This is a genomic window from Candidatus Hinthialibacter antarcticus, from assembly GCA_030765645.1.
Lineage (GTDB): Bacteria > Hinthialibacterota > Hinthialibacteria > Hinthialibacterales > Hinthialibacteraceae > Hinthialibacter > Hinthialibacter antarcticus.
On record JAVCCE010000073.1, the window covers coordinates 74,908 to 95,666 of the forward strand.

Consider the following 20,759-nt stretch of genomic DNA (forward strand, 5'->3'; position numbering starts at 1 on the left):
ATGCCCGAAGATAAAAAAATACACCGGCCCGCGCGGCGTTGGGCGCGACGGCTGGTTCGTTGCGTCGTCTGGACGGCAATACTCGGAGTCGTGTTGCTGGCGGGAGGGTTGTGGCTTTTGCAGCAGCCATTTTGCCGCGAATGGATCCAGCAGCGCCTCAACGAGCAGGTTGATGGAAACATTACGTTTGAATCCGTCGGCCTGTCTTGGAACGGCGCCCTCAAACTCAACGGTATTGAATATTCGCTCGACGCCAATGGCGCCACCTACCAACTGTCCGCTCAATCGTTGCAGTTAGATGATGTATTGTTTGGACGAGCGTATTTATCTCTTCGAAATGTAGGAACTCGATTCGGCGACGCGCAAGTTTGGTCGGCTTCGAGGGGCGTGGTTGCGTGGCCGGAGCCGATCAGCGGAGAGCCGTTTGCGATTACGTTTCATCAAGCGAGTTTAGACCTTCCCGCCGTCATTCATTCATTCAGCAGCGACGTTTCTGCATCCACGTCGTCGTCTACTTCAATTGCATCGCCGACGATGCGAGTTGAAATCTTGAATTCAAGCGTCCGCCTGCCCTGGAAAACACCGGCCTATGAATGGAGCGCGTCATTTGATTTGGCGGAAAACGTCAAGCGCGTTTCCGGCTTATTGCATGTGTCGCCTCCTGGAAGAACCACGTCAAATCGCGTGAGCGTCTCTGTCGATGCGGCGCCGCTAACGGCGAAAGTAAATGCGATTCATCTTCAGTCAGAATCGTTCCCTTTTTCATTGTTTGAACCAGTGATTGTCGAGGGCGTGATCGGCGGCGATATGCGCTTTGAACCGCTTGCGGCAGGCGGCTACCGCGCGTTCGGCCAGGTCGTCGCTGATAAAGCGTTTGTCGAGGCGCCGAGCGCTGCATCATTCTTGACGGACAATGCGAGCGCGACGCTCCAAGCGCAATTGAGCGCGACCTATGCGCTCCGTTCAATGGAGACCAAGTTGCAACATGCGCCGATCACGATCGACCTCGCTTCATCGGATGTTTTGTTGATGCCGACCGGGCAGGCGACGCTGTCCGTCACTCGAGCGAATACAAAAAATCCCACAGTGAACTTGAATTGGGTTTCTAAGGAGATTGGTGAACTCTCGTCTCTCAGCCATGAATGGCCGCCTGCCGCGACGGGCCAATATGCGCTCCAGTTTTCGCTACCGTCAAAGTCGGTTGATATGGTCCGCGGTTATCTTCCCGGGTGGATCAATGAATGGGTACCGGATGTGAAGGGAACGATTTCATTGAGCGGGAAGGGGATTCTCGATCAGCAAACCGTCGCGAACCTGGATATTCAAGCGGAACTGTTGCAAGCGCAGTATGAAGTTGCTGGCGTCAACATTGAAGCGGAGCGCTTGAGCGGGCCGGTGAAGATGGACGCGGCGAAGGCGACCGCCAAAATCGGGGGGAAGGGTAGTATACGCTATCCGTTATCCGCAACGCAAATCATCGAATTGCCTGTTGCTCCAAAAGTGATGGATTTTCAGTATGATCGAAAGAGCGGTGACTGGACGTTTCGCGTTCCGGCGTTTGACGCGCCGCCGCTGCACGATTTAACAATAGAAGCGAAAACCGACGGCCAATGGACGGCCTCGGCGCGCATGGATGTAACGGAGGCATTGCTAGCGCTGCTCCCCATGTTGGCGCCGGATGCGACCCGCGCACTCGAAGGCATGGGCGGTTTGGTGTTGCTCGCCAGCGGCGACGCGACCCGCGCATCGGTGCGCGCGACCAGCCCTGATCTTGCGCTCTTCTCGTTTGATGGAGAGCCTGCTTTGGGCGTCCAGTTGAGAGATGTGGATTTGCGTTACCAGTGGGAAAGTAATGATAGCGGCGGCGCTTCTCATGTTGTCCTAAGGGCGGCGACTCCGTATTTTTCGTTTTCGGGTAACGATATCGAATGGCCGGGGCAAAGTATTACGCTTGAATGGGGCAAGCCGTCCGCCTCTTGGGATGAATGGGAGGTGAGTTTCTTTCCGCCCGGCGGTGGGATTGCGCGCTTTGATCATTTGGCGGACGGGACTTGCCGCGCGATTGCTGAAACGCTCAATTTAGAAGCGTTTGTTGTCCCGCTTTTCAATCGCCTCTTCATGGAAGAATCAGGCGATGAAACGCCGTTGATCTCCGCCAAAGGCTCCATCAATGGAGATTGGCGCTTTGAATCGCTCAGCCCGCTGGTGATGTCGGGATTGCTTTCACTCCGTGAAGCGGAGCTCGATTTGAATATGCACCCCGCTTTTCATATTGAAGGCGCTTCGATTTCTGCGCCGATTGTTTACCCCATCGACTATGACCGGCTGCCGGACCATGAGATTCATTTTGAAGCGGCGAAAGTTGCAATCAACGAGGCTTCATTTCAACAAGTTGCCGCAGTCATTCCAATCATGCCGTCAAAAATTTCCGTGCTGGATTCAGTCATGATGCCTATGTACGGAGGTCGTACTGCATTGAATGATCTACAAATATTTGATTGGCAGACGAACACGCCGCTTATTTCAGGCGGCATCCAGTTTGATGATTTACGATTGGAGCAAGCAAGTAAAGCGTTTCCGTTTTTGCCCAGCCAAGGCCGACTGAATGGGCGCCTCAATTCGATCCGGCTGTCGGGTGAAGTGCTCGAAGCGACCGGCGTCTTAGAGGCGAAAGTCTTTGGCGGAACCATGACAATGAATGACTTTTCGCTGGGCCGAACTTCGATACGTACGCCGCTGTGGAAGATGGACGTTGAATTCAAAAAACTCGATTTAGCAAAAATCACCCAATATTTTGATTATGGGAAAATGACGGGACAGATATCGGGGTCATTCGCTGATTTTGAATTGATGCTGCCCGAACAAGCAGGGCAATGGCCGTATCCCCGGCGTTTTGATATCTCGATACGGGATGACATGAGAGGGATGGGGATGGTGTCGAAAGACACATTGCAAAAAATTATAAATTTGGGCGAGTCGTCCGGGTTGAAAAAATTAGTGGCGGACCGGGATATGTATCTATTTTCAAAATTGGGATTACACGCAAAATTAGACGGGAACGACCTGAGGTTATACGGGACATTAAGAGATAATTTATTTCTGGAAACCAATGAGGTTAATGTTGCGGTCCGACGTCTGTTTAATCCAAGCGAATGGTTTGCGATTCCAGTGAATATTAACCTCGCGAAGCCGGAGGACGTTATTCCCTTTGATCGGCTCTGGCAACGGCTGATGTCGCAAATTGAAGGTGAACCCGCGCCTTAACAGCCAAAGCGGGCGCGAAGACGTTTGACGGCGTCGTCGACATCCGGCGAAAATTCGATGTATTTCATTTGGCGTTCATCAATTTCGGTGTGTTCTTGCAGCGCCAACACTGCCCGCCGCATGGATTCGCCTACCACGATGATGGATTTGTCCCACCCCATGTATACGAGGTTCCAGGCGAGAAACAACTCCGCGAATGTACCGATGGCGCCGTCGAGAATGACATAGGCGTCGGAGATGTTCATCAACGTGACGATGCGTTCATTCAAATCTTTCGTTGAAATTTCTTCGGTGAGATGGGTGTTTGGCGAACGGTCTTTGAACATTTCGCAGGTGACGCCAATGACCTCGCCGCCCGCGTTACGCGCGCCCCGGCTGCACGCTGCCATCACGCCCATGTAGCCGCCGTTGCTGACGCGAAAGCCCACCGACGCGAGTTGATAGCCTATGCGCTCGGCTTGCGCACAGATGTCGCTGTCTTGTAAAACGGCTGAACTTCCATAAACGGCGATGGTTTTAGGAGATGTCATTTTACAGCCTCACGTTTGGTTTGATCGAATGACTGCGCCTCGTCTGAAAGCGCATGATAAACGGCTACGCGCTTTCATGCTTGCTTGAAGCTTACCACGAAGGTACGATATTTATAGTGATTGTCAGAATAACGCGCGGAATGAGTTACCGAAACCGGTATCTATCGCTGAGCCCTACGGGCGCGCTTAACGTACACCATTTTGACAAACGCTATAAAATCACATCCAATCACAGGTTGTGATTTTAATTACAACGCAGTCGATTTCTCCAGCGGCAATATTATATCATGGAGTAGGCCGGACCATGGCGATTCGAAATATTTGCATATATGGAAACGAAGTTCTTCGAAAGAAAACGAAGTTTATTAAAACCTTTGATCAACGCCTGCAAAAACTCGTCGAAGAGATGTTTGAGACAATGTATCTTTCAAATGGAATCGGCTTGGCTGCGCCGCAGGTCGGGTTGCTGAAAAAGCTGTTGGTTGTCGACACGCTGGAACCCGGCGGAAAAATCGCGTTGGCGAACCCCAAAATATTGTGGGAAAGCGAAGAAACCTGGGAGATGAATGAAGGGTGTTTGTCGATTCCCGGTTTAGAAGGCGAAGTCGAACGCTCCGAGAAAATTCGCGTCAAAGCCAACGATCCATTCACGGGCGACGAAATTGAATTTGAAGCGGAAGGCCTGTTTGCCCGCGTGATCTTGCATGAAAACGATCACTTAAACGGCGTGTTGTTCGTCGATCACCTGACTCCCGCTGAACGGGCCGCTCTGGAGCGCAAGCTGCAAGAACTGGCCGCAGCGTAATCGGCGAAACTATGCGCGCTGTTTTTTTTGGAACTCCCAATTTTGCTCTGCCGACATTGCGCGCGATGCACGAATGCGCCTCGATAGACATTGTCGGCGTATTGACCCAACCAGACCGTCCCGCCGGGCGAGGAAAAAAACTGCGCCCGTCTCCCGTCAAAGAACTCGCGCTTGAATTTGGCTGCGACGTTCTTTCGCCGGAAAAACTCAAAGACCCCGAAGTGATGCCCTGGCTGGAAAAACGCAACCCCGATGTGATTGTGGTTGTCGCCTACGGCGGCTTTGTCTCAAAGCCCGTGCGCGAGTTGACGCGTTTTGGCTGCGTGAATTTGCACCCGTCGCTCTTGCCGAAATACCGGGGCGCGGCGCCCATGCAATGGGCGCTGATGAACGGCGACGCCGTGACCGGCAATTCGACCATGTATCTGTCCGCCGGATGGGACGACGGCGATGTGATTTATCAAGAAGAAGAACCCATTCGCCCCGATGACGACTACGGAACTTTGTCGGAGCGCTTGTCCGAATCGGGTGCGCAGTTGATTGTGAAAACCCTCATTGATGTTGAAGCGGGAACGGCGCCGCGTGCGTCGCAGCCCGAAGAAGGCGTCATCATGGCGCCGATGATCGGTAATGAAGACGCGCAAGTCAAATGGGACCGTCCGGCCCAGGAAATTTATAATCACATTCGCGGGCTATCACCCATTCCAAGCGCCTTTACGATGTATGAAGGCGCCCGCTGGAAATTGTTTCGCTCTGAAGTGATTCCCGAAGCGCCGGGCGCGGCGCCGGGCACAATTGTCTCGACTGATTTCAATACCGTTCGGATTGCTGCTCAAGACGCGATCATCGAAATTCTTGAGTTGCAGCCGTCCGGCAAACGGCGTATGACTGCGGCTGATTTTTTGCGCGGGCATCCGCTTGATGCGGGCGGTCGCTGCGACTAAATCATGCCTCAACTCGCTCCCCTGCAAACAGATTTACTCATTCACGCCATTTGTTTTCTTGCGCAGGCGGGCGTGTTGCTCTCGACGGGAATTGCCCAACAAGGCACGACGCCTCCCTGGATGTTTCCGATTTATTTTATCCTCTCCGCGTTGACGCTGATGCGCATCCATGAGCGCGTTCCACAGTTTGGGACGCGCCTGGTTTATGTTCCCGCCGCGATGGCGGCGTTGATGATCGGGCTATGTTTGTTGATTGACATGCCGCGCGCGTTTTGGGGATTTATGATTCCGCGCCATCTGCCCATTGGCTTACGGGCGTTGTGGATGCAGCTGACGCTTCTCTTGTTGCACCCCGATGTATTCGCCAAGATGAGCGCCTGCTTTTCGCGATGGCATGAGTGGTTGCAAACGAATGGATACTACGGGTGCAAAATTTGGATTTTGGCCGTGATTGCGGTCTTCGTGTTGTGGTTAGCGCGTAGTCAAAATATCTCTCTGGATGGGTTCGATTGGTTGCGGTTTACCGTGCCGCCGAAGCACTGGGTGTTGTATTTGCGGGAACCCTTGGGCTTGTTGATTTTTCGCGCGGCTGCCTATTGGGGCATTAAACTGCCGCATTGGGACCCGTATTGCAGCATCACCCTGGTGACCATCCTCTGCGGCGTTGTCACGACTTTTTTGCTTGGGCGCGTTTCTGGTTGGGTTGCGCCCAAGCCGTTCGCTGCGCCGCTGGTATTGTTACTCGTCTCTTGTTGCGGTTATACCCAAGTGTTTGCGGGCAACATCGAAATCTATGCGGTGTTGCATGTGGGGCTGGCGCTGTTTTTATATGCCGCGATGAAATACGTCCGGGACGATTGGCCCGCCTGGGCGCCGGGCTTGGCGTTTGGAATTTTATTTTGCATCCATCTTTCCGCTGGTTGGTGGATCCCCGCATTTCTCTTGCTGCCTTTGCTGAAATATTACAAACGAGGCGCGGCGGAAAAACCGTTTTACGATGTGAGTTTGTTGTATACGTCAGCGTTGCTTTTCATCGGCGTATTTTGGATGTTTCTATTGCAGCATGGATACAACGGAAACGTAGAGCGTATGGTTGCGCATTTCTTTAGCGATCAGGTGATGTACGTTGGTACCGACGCCGCCATGTTTCGCCCAATACAGGATTATCTCACACCAGACTATTACTTAACCATGGCGAATGAGTTTTTCTATCTTGCGCCTGCAGCGGTCGTTTTATTGCCTGTCATCTTTTTGGGATTTCGGCGTTGGGGAACGGTTGATCCGGTATTGGCGTGGATTGGCTGCTTAGCGTTTTTCTATTTTGCCTACAGCATTACCTGGCGGCCTGACCGCTTGTTTCCAATTGATTGGGATTTGTTTTCCGGGCTGACGGTCCCGGCGGTTTTATTGTTTGGCGGATTTGTCGCAAGGATGAAGGTTTCTAAAGACGCCGCGTTGTATCTGCTCTATCAAGCGACGGCGTTTTCGTTTTTATACTTACTGCTGCAACTGACAAGAAACCATTTCAAAGTCACAGCCTGGCCGATGTATTTGTGAAATGAGTCGAATTGTCCTGAGAATAAAAAAAAGTATGGATCGCTCAATGTCGCGCCGCAACCTTTCTCCTTTTATCATTGCATTGCTTCTATTGGCGGGGCTTCTTGCCGCGATGTTGTGCGTCAAAAGTGACGTTGCATGGCATGCGTTGCGTAACTATGCGCTGATTGCCGGGCGATATTCGGTACCCTATGGTTTGTTTTTTCTGGCGATTGCATCGTTGAGCGTGATCATCTGTTTGGCGTTTGCGCATCCTGCATCAAAATCGGGCCGGGTGTGGAAATTGGTTTCCGTTTATTTTGGCATCGCGCTCTATTGCCTATTCGCGACCTTGGCCGCGTTTGAATTTATCCTACAGCGCAACCCGATGTGGGTGGTGACGCCGCAAACCAGCATGGACCCAATGCAGATCGTGTTGTTTTCACTCGACCAATGGCGCGCAGACGACGAAGCCGGGGTGCTGGGGCGTCCCGGGGTTTCGGCGAAACTGCAAGGCCCCTTTGCGCTGTATTCGCTCTATGATCCGTCCGCATGGAAAGACGAAGCGCGACCGCAGATTGTGTTCAAGACCGACGCGCAGGGCTTTCGCAATGATGGTGAAATCGAATCGCCTGATATGGTTGTGATTGGCGATTCGTTTACGCACGGCGCCTTTGTGGATCGCGATGAAATATGGTCTTCGCAACTCGCCGAACGATTGAATAAGACGGAGCAAAACTTCGGCCTGTCGGCTTTTTCACCGCAACAATCGAACAATATTTTGCAGCGTTTTGGTTTGCCTCAGTCGCCAAAGATCGTGGTCTATCAACTTTTTTTTGGAAATGATTTTGATGATGCCGCGCAATTTCACCGATGGAAACAATCGGGCAAGGCATACCTGCCATTTCTACGTGAGCAATTAGGCGAGATGCCCCAATTGGCGATGACCTGGCAATGGTTTCGCGACCGGTTTCTTCATCAAGAAAAACAAACGCAATCAGGCTGGCGCCCCATCGAATGCCGGGTTGGGAGCAACACGTATGCGATGGGTTTTGGGCCGCCGGGCGGCGTTCTCTATCAAGAAAAAGAACAGATTCTGGCGTACCCCGGTTTTGCGATGACGATTGAAACCATTGAAGCGATGGCGCGTGAATGCCGCGACGCGGGCGCTCATTTTTTGGTGTGTGCGGTTCCAGCCAAAGCCAGCGTGTATATGGATTGCATTGTTGACCGGGAGAACCAGGAGCGCTTTTTGAGACAACAGGGATTGAGCAACCAAATTGCGTTTGAGGATGCGCGTAGTTTGATTGACAATTTACCGGCTTTGTTTGAAGAAGAAATGAAGCAGAGGGGAATTGACTTCGTTGACTTGACGCTGCCGCTGCGCGGAGATGCAGTAGAAAAAAGCGCGTTGTTGTATTATCCCTTCGATACCCATTGGAACCCGGGCGGGCACGCCGCTGCTGCGCAAATTCTGACAGAGGAAATTCGCCAGTTAGGGTGGATCAATCAAGACTCAAATAGAGATTGATTGTCCATGACCCATTTGGCGATGCGCTCCACGCCTTCTTCGGCGCTGACCGCCGGCGCCCAATTGAGCCGTTTTTTGGCGTTCGCAATGTTCATGATGCAGACTTTCTGGTCGCCGGGCCGCCAGTCTGAGAACGTGACGGGAATCTCTTTGCCCAAGGCGCGTTGTAACATCGGGCCGAATTCGGTCCAGATGCTAATGCTGAACTGGCGCCCGCCGCCAATGTTGAGAACCTCGCCCTTGAGCGCGTCAATGTTATGGACGGCTTTGATGTAGGCGTCAACAAGGTCGTCCACCCACAACACGTCGCGCACCTGCTTGCCGTCGCCGTAGATGGTGATGGGGCGCCCCTGCGAAGCCGCGATGGTAAACCATGCGACCCATCCCTGGTCTTCGACGCCGAATTGGCGGGTCCCAAAAATCGCCGACTGACGGAACACCACCGAACGCAAACCATAAATGCGCGAATAGTCGCGAATGTATTGGTCGGCGCAGCCTTTTGAGCATCCATAAGGCGAGTGGAAGTCTAACGGGCAGGTTTCGTCGATCCCCTCGGGAAAGTTCGCGTATTCATAGCGCGTATCGGTTTCCTGAATGCCGATGTGTTCCATACCGCCGTACACTTTGTTGGTTGAGGCGTATAAAAATACCGGGTCGAAGCGGGAATGGCGGACTGCTTCGAGCAGGTTAAAGGTTCCCAGGGCGTTAATTTCAAAATCCAACTGCGGGTCTGTGACCGAGGTGGTCACGGCGACTTGCGCCGCGAGGTGAACAACGACATCGACGGATTTCGCCTCTTGAAATACCGCGTCAATTTCTTCGCGCTTGCGAATGTCACACGGGCGAAAATGGATCGCCGGATGATTTTGTTGAAGCCATGCGAGGTTTAGTTTTGAGCCATCGCGGGAAAGGTTATCCACAATGGTGACGGTTTCGCCGTCGGTTGCCAAACGGTCCGCCAAGTTTGATCCGATGAATCCCGCGCCGCCAAAAATCAAATAATTCATATTGAGTTGTTTTAAGTCCTCAGATGAGAATAAGTTAGAGTAATCGTTTGTCTAAAATCAATTATTAAAGACAGCGCCAATTCTAGCGAGATTTTAAACCGCTAGAAGCAAACGCTAGCATTATGTCGGCGGTTGCCAAACGATTCAAGTTGCAGCGTTCGGTGAAAATTTCTCTAACTCTACGAGTCGCGCCTTGACAATCTTCTAACGCAAAGCAGAATGTTAAGCCGGAACGAGATTACATAGCAAAGCGCAAAGCGTGATGCGGCTCGGTACGAAAATCATAACACCATATTGGCTGAATCGATCCAGGGGTGCCCGAGTGGCTAAAGGGAGCAGGCTGTAAACCTGCCGTCGTAAGGCTTCGTAGGTTCGAATCCTACCCCCTGGACGTTTTCATTCTCAGCCCACGGCTTATACTTCTTCCATGAATGTCGACCAACGTCTTTCTCTAATCACTCACAACCTTCAAGAAACCCTGACAGAAGACCGTCTGCGCGATTATTTGCAAAAAGACATTGCGTTGAAGCACTACATCGGTTTTGAAATCTCCGGCGAAATTCACCTGGGCACTGGCATTCAGTGCATGGCGAAGGTTGCCGATTTTCAACGCGCCGGGGTGGAATGTACGCTGTTTCTCGCGGACTGGCATAGTTGGATCAATGACAAACTCGGCGGCGACATCGACCTGATCCGCTCGTTTGCCTATGACTATTTCGCCGAGGGCCTCAAATGCTGCCTGAAAGTGTGCGGCGGCGACCCGGATAAAGTCAACATCGTCTTAGGCTCCGATCTCTATCGCAACACGCCCGACTATTGGACGGCGTTTATTGACGTTTGCAAGAACACCACCCTGAAGCGCATTATGCGTTCGATCACCATTTTGGGGCGCGCGGAAGGCGACGCGGTCGATTTCGCCAAACTGGCGTATCCACCGATGCAAGTCGCTGATATTTTTGCCCTGGGCGCCCATATCGCCCACGCAGGCCAAGACCAACGCAAGGCGCACGTGATTGCGCTGGACGTGGCCAACCAACTCAAGACGCTGCCGATGTTAGACAACGAAGGCAATCGCATCGCGCCGATCGCGGTCCATCACCATCTGTTGATGGGGCTGGGCAAACCGCCGATGTGGCCGATTGATCCTGAACGCAAACAGGACGTGTGGGCGGCGTTGAAGATGAGCAAATCCAAACCCGATACCGCTGTCTTTATTACCGATGAGCCGGACGACATTCGCCGCAAGATCAAGAAGGCGTTTTGCCCCGAAGGCGAGACGGAATTTAACCCCGTCTTGAATTGGGCGCAGCATATTATTTATGCGCTGGGACGCGGCCCGGTAGAAATTAAGCGCAAAGAAGAATGGGGCGGCAACGTCTCGTATGAGACGTATGAAGACCTCTGCGCCGCGATTGCCGACAAGCAACTGCACCCAATGGACTTAAAAGCGTCAGTGGCGGAAAGCATCATTGAGTTGCTGGCGCCTGTACGCGAATATTTTGCCCAACCTAAGCCCAAAGCAGCGTTGGAAAAGTTACGCGACGTAATGAAAAAAGTCAAACTGCGTTAATTCGGCCTACAGAGGATCAACACGTGATTGCGATTATTGACTACGAAGGCGGCAACCTCACCAGCGTGAAACGCGCGGTCAATTTTCTGGGTTTCGATGCAGAAATCACCCAGGATTTCAACGTGATTGACAAGTCAGACCGGATCATATTTCCCGGCGTCGGCGCGGCGGGCGCTTCGATGGATGTGCTGCGAAAAACCGGGTTGGATAAAATTGTCAAAGACCAAGTCGTCAATCAAAAGAAGCCTTTCCTTGCGATTTGCATCGGTATCCAAATTTTATTTGATTATAGCGAAGAAGATAAAACCGAATGCCTGGGAATTTTAAAAGGCATTGTTCGACGCTTTCCTGAAACGAAAGACGCTGAAGCGCTCAAGATTCCTCAAATTGGCTGGAACCAAGTGCATCAGACGCGCTCCCATCCAATTTTTGAAACCGTTCCCAACCCAGCGGATTTATATTTTGTGAATTCGTTTTATTGCCAACCGGTTGAGCCGGACGTCGTGATTGGCGAGACCGAGTACGGCGTACGGTTTTCCTCGGCGGTCGCGCGGGAAAACATCGTCGCGACCCAGTTTCACCTCGAAAAAAGCGGGCCGGTCGGTTTGCGTATGTTGAAGAATTTTTGCCGCAATGAAGACTGGTCGTAAGGACGCAATCGTATGTTAACCAAGCGCATCATCCCTTGTTTAGACGTCCGTGACGGCAAAGTCACCAAAGGGATCGAATTTAAAAATAATATTGATCTGGGCGATCCCGTCGAGATGGCGAAGAAGTATTATGAAGACGGCGCCGACGAGATCGTCTTTTATGACATCACTGCCAGCAATGAAGCCCGCAACATTATGATCGAAGTGGTGAGCCGTACGGCGGAAGAGATTTTTATTCCGTATTCGGTCGGCGGTGGGTTGCGTACGATGGAAGACATGCGCAACGTCTTGATGGCTGGCGCGGAAAAAATCAGTTTGAATTCTTCCGCCGTGCTGAATCCTGAGATTCTTACGCAGGGCGCTCATGCGTTCGGCAGCCAGTGCATCGTTTTGAGCATGGACGTAAAGCAGGTTGATAAAAGCGACGCCATTCCGTCCGGCTACGAAATTTTTATCAACGGCGGACGCAAGCCAATGGGCATCGACGCGATTGAGTGGTGTAAGCGCGGCGAAGAAATGGGCGCGGGTGAATTAGTAGTCAACAGTATTGACGCCGACGGCACCAAACAGGGCTATGAAATCGAACTGACGCGCGCTTGCGCCGAAGCGGTCGGCATCCCTGTCATCGCCAGCGGCGGCGGCGGTACGCCTGAGCATCTCTATAAAGTCTTCACCGAAGGCAAGGCGGATGCGGCGATCATTGCGTCGATGATTCACTACGGGGCGTATACCATCGGCGAAGTCAAGCAATTTCTCGAGAAGCGCGGCGTTGTGATCCGAAAAACATAAACCAGCGGGAGGCTCATATCAATCATGAATGGGCCGTCGTTATCGACTCAGTGCCGCCAGGCGTTGCTTGAATCTCTCCAATCGAAGTTTGGTCGTGTTTCAGAACTTCGCAATCAAATTCACGCTAAAAATTCTCAAACCCTACATCAAATTTCAGAATGGCTCGATCAAGAGGCGGGCGCCTTGTTGCGTCCGATTCTCAGAGACCAAGAAGTTGATGGGCAGTTTTTTGAGCGCATCAAACAAACCGTGATCGAAGAACTCTATAGCGAACGGTTGCACCCAACCTTGCGTATTTCTCATATTCCTATCGCGCCTCCTGTTTGCGACACAGTGCATTGTTTATTGTTTGAGCAACTCCCCAATGCGTATAACGAACTGTTTCCCTTAATGCTGGATTCTTATATCTCTGATCTCGAACGCTATGGTGAAGCGCGCCGCCTGGTGATCGCTGCGCATGTCGATTGGCTCGATGGTGATAACTGCATCGCTCGCGGGGCATTTTATTCAATTGAACAAGATGAGTTAATCGAAGCGCCGCTTGAATGCGTGTTGCGTTTTGACAGCGTTCATTACTTGTGTATTTCACCGAAAGGGCATGAGGCGGCGTCTCGGCGATTGAGGACGTTGAATCTTAAAGAAGTAAATCCATTTCCCGTTTCTTCGATCATGGATGATAAGTATGAATGCTGTTTGAAATGGCTGGGGCGCGGCGTTTTAACGCCCCGCGCGGCGTTGATCAAACGGGGACAGCATTCCAGCGATGATATCCAGCAGGCGCTGCGCTATCTTTGGGACGGTCTTCCTCCCGAAAATGCTTTGCTGGTGGCTCAGCCCAACCGGGGGACGGAAGGTCGCGGCGTGAAGGCGTTTCGACTGCCAGACAATCAGGGCGAATTATTTGAACATGTTCAGCTCATTATAAAAAAAGATGATGTTTTATTGCGCTGTGGAATTGAAGGCGCTTATCTTGTCCACAAAGAAACCTATGAGAAGGCATTGTTTGATATACGCGTTAATGTGATATACGGAGTTGCTGAAAGCGGGTATATTCAAGTTGCCGAAAAAAACGCCGTGATTGCCTCTCCAACTCAAGGCGGGCATATTGTAGAATGGAAGTCGCTGGGCCAGTATTTCGTCGAAGGCGTTGGCGGAAACGCGGCGATTGGTTCTGATTTGCTTAAAAATATTCAATTCGCCGCCGTGCAGGCTGCCCGCGCGTTTGGCGATCAGATAACGGCAGGCGTTGACCTTCGCCTCAGTCTAGCGGAGGATCAAATTTTCGAGGCGTGGGTATTGGACGTGAATCCACGCCCGGCCGGGTTGGGGCGCTCGTGTTTTTGGAACAGCGAGCCTGGGGTGACCAACCAATTGTGGTTTCAGTTGCCGTCAATCGAGTAAGGGATCGAATAGAATGCGGGAGGGAAGCAATGCCGGACATGATTGAAACCTATGCTTATGCGCGCGCCGGACTCATCGGGAACCCGTCCGACGGTTATTTTGGAAAAACGATATCAATTTCCGTTCGGAATTTTCGCGCTCGAGTTTTGTGTTACCCGTCGGCGAACCTCGAAATTCGAGAGAGTTCGATAGACGCGCCGGTATGGTCGTCGATTGACGACTTGCGCGAAGGCGTCAAACTCTACGGCTATTACGGCGGCATTCGCCTGATCCGTTCGATCATTAAATGTTTCGCTGAATATTGTGCTGAAAACAATATCAAACTCCCGTTGCGCAATTTTACGATTGAGTATGAATCCAATATTCCCGCGCGAGTGGGCCTGGCGGGTTCGAGCGCCATTATTACCGCCACGCTGCGCGCCATGATGTGTTTTTTTCATGTGGATATCCCAAAAGAAATTCAACCAAACATCATCTTACGCGCCGAACGCGATGAACTGGGCATCGGCGCCGGATTGCAAGACCGGGTGATTCAGGTTTATGAAAAGATGGTGTATATGGACTTTGACCGGGCGCGGATGGAAGCGACCGGAAGCGGTATTTATGAGCCGCTAGACCCCGCGTCGTTACCGCCTCTCTTTATCGCGTATGACACCCGTTTGGGCGAAGGCTCTGAGGTGTTTCATAACAATATCCGCGAGCGGTTTGACCGGGGCGACCCTGAAATTATTGACGCGATGAAGAAATTCGCCCAATTCGCTGAAGACGCCAAAGACGCATTGAAAAACGGCGAAAAAGATAAACTGGGCGAATTGATGGACCAGAACTTCGACTTGCGCTCTTCGCTGTACCGCTTGCGTGAAAGTGATACGAATCTGGTGAAGTACGCCCGGCTGGTGGGCGCTTCGGCGAAATTCGCCGGCTCGGGCGGCGCGGTGATTGGCGTCTATGATGACAAGGCGATGTTAGACCGGCTGCGCGAAGTCTATGAAAAAATCGGGGCGGAAGTCATTGTTCCGCAAATTGCAGCGCCGTCCGCCTGAGATTCAATGTAAAACTGGTTACAATAGAGCGCGTCAGCCCGTTGGTTAATGAAATGAAAACATGAGGAATTGAGATGCGTTTTTTATTGTTGATGATATTGGCCGCGACGCTTAGTCTGGGCGGATGCGCGACGGGTTCCCATTCGTCATATCAGGCGGACTTGGTTCCCGGCCTAGACCCTGAGATTCCGTCGGACTGGTCTACCTTTGATATAGAACCGGGTTTATTGACCGCAAAACGCTGGTCGGAGCCTATCAACGATATGGCTGATTTTTGGTAGATTTTGTTCTTTTTAGGTAAGTGATTTTTTCTGCTTTTTTCCCGCCGTCATTTTTGCTCCATCACATTCTAGCAATGGGTGCGTGTGCTCATTGTGCATCTTGTATTTCAGGAGAGCCGACCGATGAAACGCCAAACCCGCTTCGTGTGTATGATTGCGATTCTTACGGTTTCTGCGCTGATTGCTGAATCCGCTGAATTTCGTGTTCAAAAGAATTTTACGATACGCGCTCAGCCTTTCTCTGTTGAAAACGTACAGCTATTAGACGGCCCGTTTCTTCACGCCCGTGATTTAGACGCAGCGTATCTGCTGCGCCTGGAACCAGATCGCTTGTTAGCGGGTTTTCGTGAGAATGCGGGCCTGCCCGCCAGGGCGAAGAAATACGGCGGCTGGGAGTCGATGGGCGTGGCAGGGCACACGCTGGGCCATTTCTTGACCGCTGCGTCGCGACTTTACGCTGCGGGCGACGAGCGCTTTTTAGAACGCATCAATTACATTGTCGATGAACTGAACGCGTGTCAGTCAGAGTCGGGTTTTCTGGCGGCGTTCCCTGAGGGGAAACAGGTGTTTGAAGAAGTCGCCAAGGGGGACGTTCGCTCGGCGGGTTTTGATCTGAATGGTTCGTGGGTGCCGTGGTATACCTTTCATAAACAATTCGCGGGGCTGATTGACGCCTACCGCTATTGCGACAATCAGACAGCGTTAGAGGTTGCAAAAAAAATGGGCGATTGGTCGATTGATGTGACCTCCGGCCTGAACGATGAGCAATTTCAGAAAATGCTGGCTTGCGAACACGGCGGCATGAACGAGTCGATGCTTGAATTATACGCCGTCACAGGCGACGAGCGCTATTTGGAATTATCCAAGCGCTTTCATCATCAGGCGGTGCTTGGTCCGCTAGCGGGAGGCGAGGCTAAGTTGCCGGGGCTACATTCCAATACGCAAATTCCCAAGATCATCGGCGTTGCCCATCGCTATGAATATACCTTAGATCAATCCGACCGCGATATTGCGGAATTTTTCTGGGACCGCGTGGTCCATCATCACACCTACGCCAACGGCGGCAACAGCAACCACGAACACTTCGGCCCCGCCGACCAGTTAGCGCATCGCCTGAGCGCAAGTTCGTCTGAATCCTGCAACACATACAACATGCTCAAACTCACCCGCCATCTGTTTAGTTGGACGGCGGACGCGGGGTATGCCGATTATTACGAACAGGCGCTGTATAACCACATTCTCGCGGCGCAGAACCCGGACGACGGTATGATGTGTTATTTTATCCCCATGCAGGTCGGCGGCGCCAAGACTTACTCGACGCCGTTTGAGTCGTTTTGGTGCTGCGTCGGGTCGGGAATTGAAAATCCTGCGCGATATACCGAAGGGATCTATTTTCATGGCAAAGATGAATTGTTCGTGAATTTGTTTATTCCATCGGTGTTGAATTGGGAAGAGCAGGGCGTCGAGTTACGTCAGGAAACCACCTTCCCTGAGGCTGAACAAACCACATTCAAAATCACGAAGACGAATGAAAAACCGTGGACGTTGCGCGTTCGCGTTCCCCGCTGGTGTGAGTCGGGCTACAAGGTTGAAGTGAACGGCAGGCCGACTTCGTATGAGAGTTCGCTCGAAGGTTACGCCTCGATTACGCGAACCTGGAAAGTGGGCGATGAGGTCGTTGTGACCATTCCGATGTCGCTTCATACCTTGCCCACGCCGGATGTTGATACTCGAGTCGCGCTGTTCTATGGCCCGCTTTTGCTGGCGGGCGATCTCGGGCCGGACTCCGGGCCTGAGCCTGGATTGACGCCGGTCATCGCTGCGCAAGGGCGCTCAATCAATGAGTGGGTCAAAAAAGTTTCTGGCAAGACGCTGACGTTTCAAACCAACGGCGCCGGGCGCCCTGACGATTTGACGCTGGTTCCGTTCTACAAAATGCACCATCGCCGCTATGGCGTGTATTGGGACCTGTTTACTGATGATGAATGGCAGGCGCACGAAGCCGACTATCGCGCTGAACAAGACCGCTTACGCGAGTTAGAAGCGCGTACGGTGGACGTGATGCGCATTGGCGAAATGCAGCCGGAGCGCAACCACAATCTCCAGAGCGAACATTCCAGCGCGGGCGAAGCCTTCGGGCGCAAGTGGCGCCATGCCGATAACGGCGGTTGGTTCTCGTTTGAATTTAAAACGGCGAACGAACCTTGCGAATTGGTGTGCACCTATTGGGGCGACGACGCAGGCAACCGCACGTTTGATATTCTGATTGATGGAACCAAAATCGCCGAGCAGACGTTGGCGCGAAATAAGCCGGACGAGTTTTTCGACGTAGCGTATCCGGTTCCTGATGAATTACGCAAAGAAAAAGAAAAAATCACCGTGAAGTTCCAAGCGCATCCTGGCAATTTTGCAGGCGGCTTGTTCGGCTGCCGTCTGGTGAAGACGAAATAGGAAATGTGAACTTTCCCCGCATTGCTGAATCGTCAGTTCAGGGCGGGGCGAAGCGACGGAACCACGATTGAGATCATGGTAATTTTTACCAATGGTTGCTATCTTGTTTTGAAAATAAAATAGATTAATTTAACAGGATGAATCAATGCGATATCCCATTCAGTCAATCATACTCTTGCTACTCGTTTTTATATTTTCTTTGACCGCGCCCGACCAAGCACAATGCGCATCAGACGCAAACGATAACGTCCGGGAATTCCTTGGGATTCCCAAAGAGGGAAAACTAAGTGCGGCGTCGAAGCGCGCAATCGAAAGAAATTATGCGCAAGGCCCCGAATGGTATTGTGAATTCACCACTCACGACTTAAAAGGCGACTTTGCCTATGAAGAAGGCGTCACCCGACGCGACCCCAGCGCCGTGATTGTAGTCGACGGCGTCTATTATGTGTATTACACAAAATCAACGGGCGAGACAGCGGGTTTTGGCACAGGCGATCCTGAGAACAAAGTGTTTCCCTGGGACAAAAGCGAAGTCTGGTATGCGTCTTCAAAAGACGGGTGGGACTGGACGGAACAAGGCCAGGCTGTAGGGCTTGGCCCCAAAGGCGCCTATGACGACCGCTCGGTGTTTACTCCAGAAATCATGGTTTATGAGGGTCGCTATTATCTGGTCTACCAAACCGTCAAAGCGCCCTATGCAAACCGCGTCAAAAACCAAATTGGAATGGCAATCGCCGGGTCTCCCGCCGGGCCGTTTAAACGTCTCGACGCTCCGATTCTTTCTCCTGCGGATAACGGCGAATGGCTTGGCGAAGAAGACACGCGCTTCAACGTAAAGACGCAAGGCGACTTCGACAGCCACAAGGTCCACGACCCGACGCTTCTTCATTACAACAACCAGTTCTACCTCTATTACAAGGGAGAGCGAATGGGTGAACGAAAAACATTTGGCGGGCGTGAAATTAAATGGGGCGTTGCGATTGCTGAGAAACCTGAAGGCCCTTACATCAAATCAGAGTACAACCCGATCACCAATAGCGGACATGAACTGTGCATCTGGCCTTATAAAGAAGGAGTCGCCGCTTTAATCATTACCGACGGGCCGGAACGAAATACCATCCAGTGGGCGCCGGACGGCATTAACTTTGAAATCATGTCGCACATTAAATTCGGCCCCCCGGCGGCGGGGCTGGTGCGTTCATTCGATACAGATAAAAGCCCGCTGGAAGGCCTGAAATGGGGGCTGTGCCATCAGTATGTATCATACAATTGGCAGTATATCCGGCGGTTTGAAATCCGCTTGCCCGTCAGTCCATAATTGAGAACATAAAAAAGGGCATAGCGCCTGCCATGCCCTTATAATATTTTGCGTGCGTAATTCAGATTGATAACGGGTTATTCTTTTTCCAAACGGGGGAAGAGCACCGCGCCGGGGACGACGGTCTTGCCCGCGACGGAACCGCCGTCTAAATCCGAAAGCGCGGGCGTTCCCTCAATCGGGCAGCTCAGGCTGGCGAGCATTTCCGCCGACTTCTCCGGCATGAACGGAAACACCATCAGCGCCACATAGCGCAGCGACTCGGCAAGGTTATAGAGAACCGCGTCGAGTTTTGCGGCCTTGGTTTCGTCTTTGGCGAGCGTCCAGGGCTCGTTCTCGACGACGTACTTATTGCCTTCAGAAATGACCTTCCAGATTGCGGCAAGCCCCTGATGCAGCATGAAGCCGTCCATCGCCGCGCAGTATTCCCCGCGGGCCGACTTCGCCAAAGCAAACAAGCCCTCATCGTCGGCGTCGGCGCTGGGAACAACGCAGTCGCGGTATTTTTTAATCATCGACAACACCCGCGAAAACAGGTTGCCCAGGTCATTCGCCAAGTCGGCGTTGTAACGGTTAAACAGCGATTCTTCTGAATAGTCGCCGTCTTTGCCGAAGGCGATTTCGCGCAGCAAAAAATAGCGCATCGGGTCGCGTCCGTAACCGTCGACCAGTTCCATCGGATCAACCACGTTGCCGATTGACTTCGACATCTTTTCGCCTTTGTGAAAAATGAAGCCGTGTACGAAAACCTGCTTGGGGACTTCGACCCCGGCTGACATTAACATCGCGGGCCAGAAGACCGAGTGGAAGCGGTTGATGTCTTTGCCGATGATGTGTGCGTCGGCGGGCCAGAATTTATCAAAGTCGCTGCCGCCGTTGGGGTAGCCGATCCCGGTCAGGTAATTGGTCAGCGCGTCGAACCAGACGTAGGCGACGTGCTTTTCGTCCCATGGCAGCGGTACGCCCCAAGTGGTGGTGGCGCGTGAGATGCTGATGTCTTGCAGGCCGCGGTCGAGCAGCGCCAGCATTTCGTTTCGGTAAATGTCGGGCTGGACGAACTGCGGGTTCGCCTGGAAAAACTCTTTGAGTTTTTCGGTATAGGCGCTGAGTTTAAAGAAATAGTTCTCTTCTTCGATCCACTCAATGTTCTGTCGTTTGTCCGGCTCGGGGAGGTCGCTCTCGGCGACGTAGGCTTCGGCGGTCAAATCATACCAGCCCGCATAGGAGCCTTTATAGATATCGCCGTTGTCATACGAGCGCTGCAGCATCTCTTTGACGGCTGCGTGGTGGCGCGGTTCGCTGGTACGAATAAATCCGTCCAGTTGCGTCCCTAATTTATTGTGGACGTTCTGGAACACGTCCGACATCTGGTCGCAATATTCGCGCGGCGGCAGCCCCTGCGCAGCGGCGGCTTTTTCGACTTTGGCGCTGTGTTCGTCGACGCCGGAGAGAAAGAACACGTCCATGCCCTGCATGCGTTTGTAGCGCGCAATCGCGTCTGACGCGATGAATTCGTAGGCGTGTCCGATGTGGGGTTTGGCGTTGACGTATGAGATCGCCGTGGTGATGTAAAAAGCCTGGCTCATTCGATTCTCCAACTGTTATCGTTGTATCTGGTGGGTTAAGAACCCACCCTACT

General features: G+C 52.3%; 16 protein-coding genes and 1 tRNA gene. 14 read left to right on the plus strand and 3 right to left on the minus strand.

Going from position 1 to position 20,759, the window contains the following annotated elements:
• A complete protein-coding gene (locus tag P9L94_18705) occupies positions 1-3,264 on the plus strand; it encodes a hypothetical protein (protein MDP8246121.1) in 3,264 nt (1,087 codons plus the stop codon).
• Here the strand turns inward: P9L94_18705 and P9L94_18710 are convergent.
• A complete protein-coding gene (locus P9L94_18710) occupies positions 3,261-3,794 on the minus strand; it encodes an LOG family protein (GenBank protein MDP8246122.1) in 534 nt (177 codons plus the stop codon). The two genes, P9L94_18705 and P9L94_18710, sit on opposite strands and share 4 nt — an antisense overlap.
• A gap of 304 nt (positions 3,795-4,098) precedes the next feature.
• On the opposite strand from P9L94_18710, the gene def reads away from it, so the two are divergent.
• From def to P9L94_18730, 4 genes are read left to right on the plus strand one after another with little or no spacing between them, the layout of a single operon-like run.
• A complete protein-coding gene (def, locus tag P9L94_18715) occupies positions 4,099-4,599 on the plus strand; it encodes a peptide deformylase (GenBank protein MDP8246123.1) in 501 nt (166 codons plus the stop codon).
• Between the two features lie 11 nt (positions 4,600-4,610).
• Positions 4,611-5,543 (plus strand): methionyl-tRNA formyltransferase, encoded by a 933-nt coding sequence (gene fmt / locus P9L94_18720; protein ID MDP8246124.1) that lies wholly within the window; start codon positions 4,611-4,613, stop codon positions 5,541-5,543.
• Between the two features lie 3 nt (positions 5,544-5,546).
• Entirely contained in the window at positions 5,547-7,100 is a 1,554-nt protein-coding gene (locus tag P9L94_18725; protein ID MDP8246125.1) for a hypothetical protein, read from the plus strand.
• A 46-nt stretch (positions 7,101-7,146) separates the two neighbouring features.
• Positions 7,147-8,610: an SGNH/GDSL hydrolase family protein gene (locus P9L94_18730; GenBank protein MDP8246126.1), complete on the plus strand. Its 1,464-nt coding sequence runs from the start codon at positions 7,147-7,149 to the stop codon at positions 8,608-8,610.
• Here the strand turns inward: P9L94_18730 and P9L94_18735 are convergent.
• Entirely contained in the window at positions 8,589-9,617 is a 1,029-nt protein-coding gene (locus P9L94_18735) for an SDR family NAD(P)-dependent oxidoreductase (GenBank protein ID MDP8246127.1), read from the minus strand. The genes P9L94_18730 and P9L94_18735 overlap by 22 nt on opposite strands.
• A 308-nt stretch (positions 9,618-9,925) precedes the next feature.
• Between P9L94_18735 and P9L94_18740 the strand changes: the two genes are divergently transcribed.
• From P9L94_18740 to P9L94_18780, 9 genes are all read left to right on the plus strand, one after another.
• Positions 9,926-10,008 (plus strand) — tRNA-Tyr (locus P9L94_18740).
• A 36-nt stretch (positions 10,009-10,044) separates the two neighbouring features.
• Positions 10,045-11,187 (plus strand): tyrosine--tRNA ligase, encoded by a 1,143-nt coding sequence (locus tag P9L94_18745; protein ID MDP8246128.1) that lies wholly within the window; start codon positions 10,045-10,047, stop codon positions 11,185-11,187.
• Positions 11,188-11,210: 23 nt separating this feature from the next.
• Positions 11,211-11,837, plus strand: a complete 627-nt coding sequence (gene hisH / locus P9L94_18750; GenBank protein ID MDP8246129.1) for an imidazole glycerol phosphate synthase subunit HisH — start codon at positions 11,211-11,213, stop codon at positions 11,835-11,837.
• 12 nt (positions 11,838-11,849) lie between these two features.
• Positions 11,850-12,626: an imidazole glycerol phosphate synthase subunit HisF gene (hisF, locus tag P9L94_18755; GenBank protein MDP8246130.1), complete on the plus strand. Its 777-nt coding sequence runs from the start codon at positions 11,850-11,852 to the stop codon at positions 12,624-12,626.
• A gap of 24 nt (positions 12,627-12,650) precedes the next feature.
• Positions 12,651-14,027 (plus strand): hypothetical protein, encoded by a 1,377-nt coding sequence (locus P9L94_18760; protein MDP8246131.1) that lies wholly within the window; start codon positions 12,651-12,653, stop codon positions 14,025-14,027.
• Between the two features lie 29 nt (positions 14,028-14,056).
• Positions 14,057-15,070, plus strand: a complete 1,014-nt coding sequence (locus tag P9L94_18765; protein ID MDP8246132.1) for a hypothetical protein — start codon at positions 14,057-14,059, stop codon at positions 15,068-15,070.
• A gap of 74 nt (positions 15,071-15,144) precedes the next feature.
• Positions 15,145-15,351, plus strand: a complete 207-nt coding sequence (locus tag P9L94_18770; GenBank protein MDP8246133.1) for a hypothetical protein — start codon at positions 15,145-15,147, stop codon at positions 15,349-15,351.
• A 123-nt stretch (positions 15,352-15,474) separates the two neighbouring features.
• Complete coding sequence (locus P9L94_18775) at positions 15,475-17,802, plus strand: glycoside hydrolase family 127 protein (GenBank protein ID MDP8246134.1); 2,328 nt, start codon at positions 15,475-15,477, stop codon at positions 17,800-17,802.
• 145 nt (positions 17,803-17,947) lie between these two features.
• Positions 17,948-19,120: a hypothetical protein gene (locus tag P9L94_18780; GenBank protein MDP8246135.1), complete on the plus strand. Its 1,173-nt coding sequence runs from the start codon at positions 17,948-17,950 to the stop codon at positions 19,118-19,120.
• Positions 19,121-19,197: 77 nt separating this feature from the next.
• Here P9L94_18780 and metG read toward each other — a convergent pair whose 3' ends face one another.
• The gene (metG, locus tag P9L94_18785) at positions 19,198-20,706 is read right to left on the minus strand and encodes a methionine--tRNA ligase (GenBank protein ID MDP8246136.1); all 1,509 of its coding nucleotides are present in this window, start codon (positions 20,704-20,706) and stop codon (positions 19,198-19,200) included.
• Positions 20,707-20,759 lie beyond the last annotated feature (53 nt).

Bases quoted from the DNA above. Each gene is read 5' to 3' on its own strand.
- P9L94_18735 (MDP8246127.1), bottom strand. From the start codon at position 9,617: ATGAATTATTTGATTTTTGGCGGCGCGGGATTCATCGGATCAAACTTG.
- P9L94_18710 (MDP8246122.1), bottom strand. From the start codon at position 3,794: ATGACATCTCCTAAAACCATCGCCGTTTATGGAAGTTCAGCCGTTTTA.
- P9L94_18725 (MDP8246125.1), top strand. From the start codon at position 5,547: ATGCCTCAACTCGCTCCCCTGCAAACAGATTTACTCATTCACGCCATT.
- P9L94_18730 (MDP8246126.1), top strand. From the start codon at position 7,147: ATGTCGCGCCGCAACCTTTCTCCTTTTATCATTGCATTGCTTCTATTG.
- P9L94_18765 (MDP8246132.1), top strand. From the start codon at position 14,057: ATGCCGGACATGATTGAAACCTATGCTTATGCGCGCGCCGGACTCATC.
- P9L94_18775 (MDP8246134.1), top strand. From the start codon at position 15,475: ATGAAACGCCAAACCCGCTTCGTGTGTATGATTGCGATTCTTACGGTT.
- P9L94_18760 (MDP8246131.1), top strand. From the start codon at position 12,651: ATGAATGGGCCGTCGTTATCGACTCAGTGCCGCCAGGCGTTGCTTGAA.
- P9L94_18780 (MDP8246135.1), top strand. From the start codon at position 17,948: ATGCGATATCCCATTCAGTCAATCATACTCTTGCTACTCGTTTTTATA.
- def (MDP8246123.1), top strand. From the start codon at position 4,099: ATGGCGATTCGAAATATTTGCATATATGGAAACGAAGTTCTTCGAAAG.
- metG (MDP8246136.1), bottom strand. From the start codon at position 20,706: ATGAGCCAGGCTTTTTACATCACCACGGCGATCTCATACGTCAACGCC.
- hisF (MDP8246130.1), top strand. From the start codon at position 11,850: ATGTTAACCAAGCGCATCATCCCTTGTTTAGACGTCCGTGACGGCAAA.
- P9L94_18770 (MDP8246133.1), top strand. From the start codon at position 15,145: ATGCGTTTTTTATTGTTGATGATATTGGCCGCGACGCTTAGTCTGGGC.
- fmt (MDP8246124.1), top strand. From the start codon at position 4,611: ATGCGCGCTGTTTTTTTTGGAACTCCCAATTTTGCTCTGCCGACATTG.
- P9L94_18745 (MDP8246128.1), top strand. From the start codon at position 10,045: ATGAATGTCGACCAACGTCTTTCTCTAATCACTCACAACCTTCAAGAA.
- P9L94_18705 (MDP8246121.1), top strand. From the start codon at position 1: ATGCCCGAAGATAAAAAAATACACCGGCCCGCGCGGCGTTGGGCGCGA.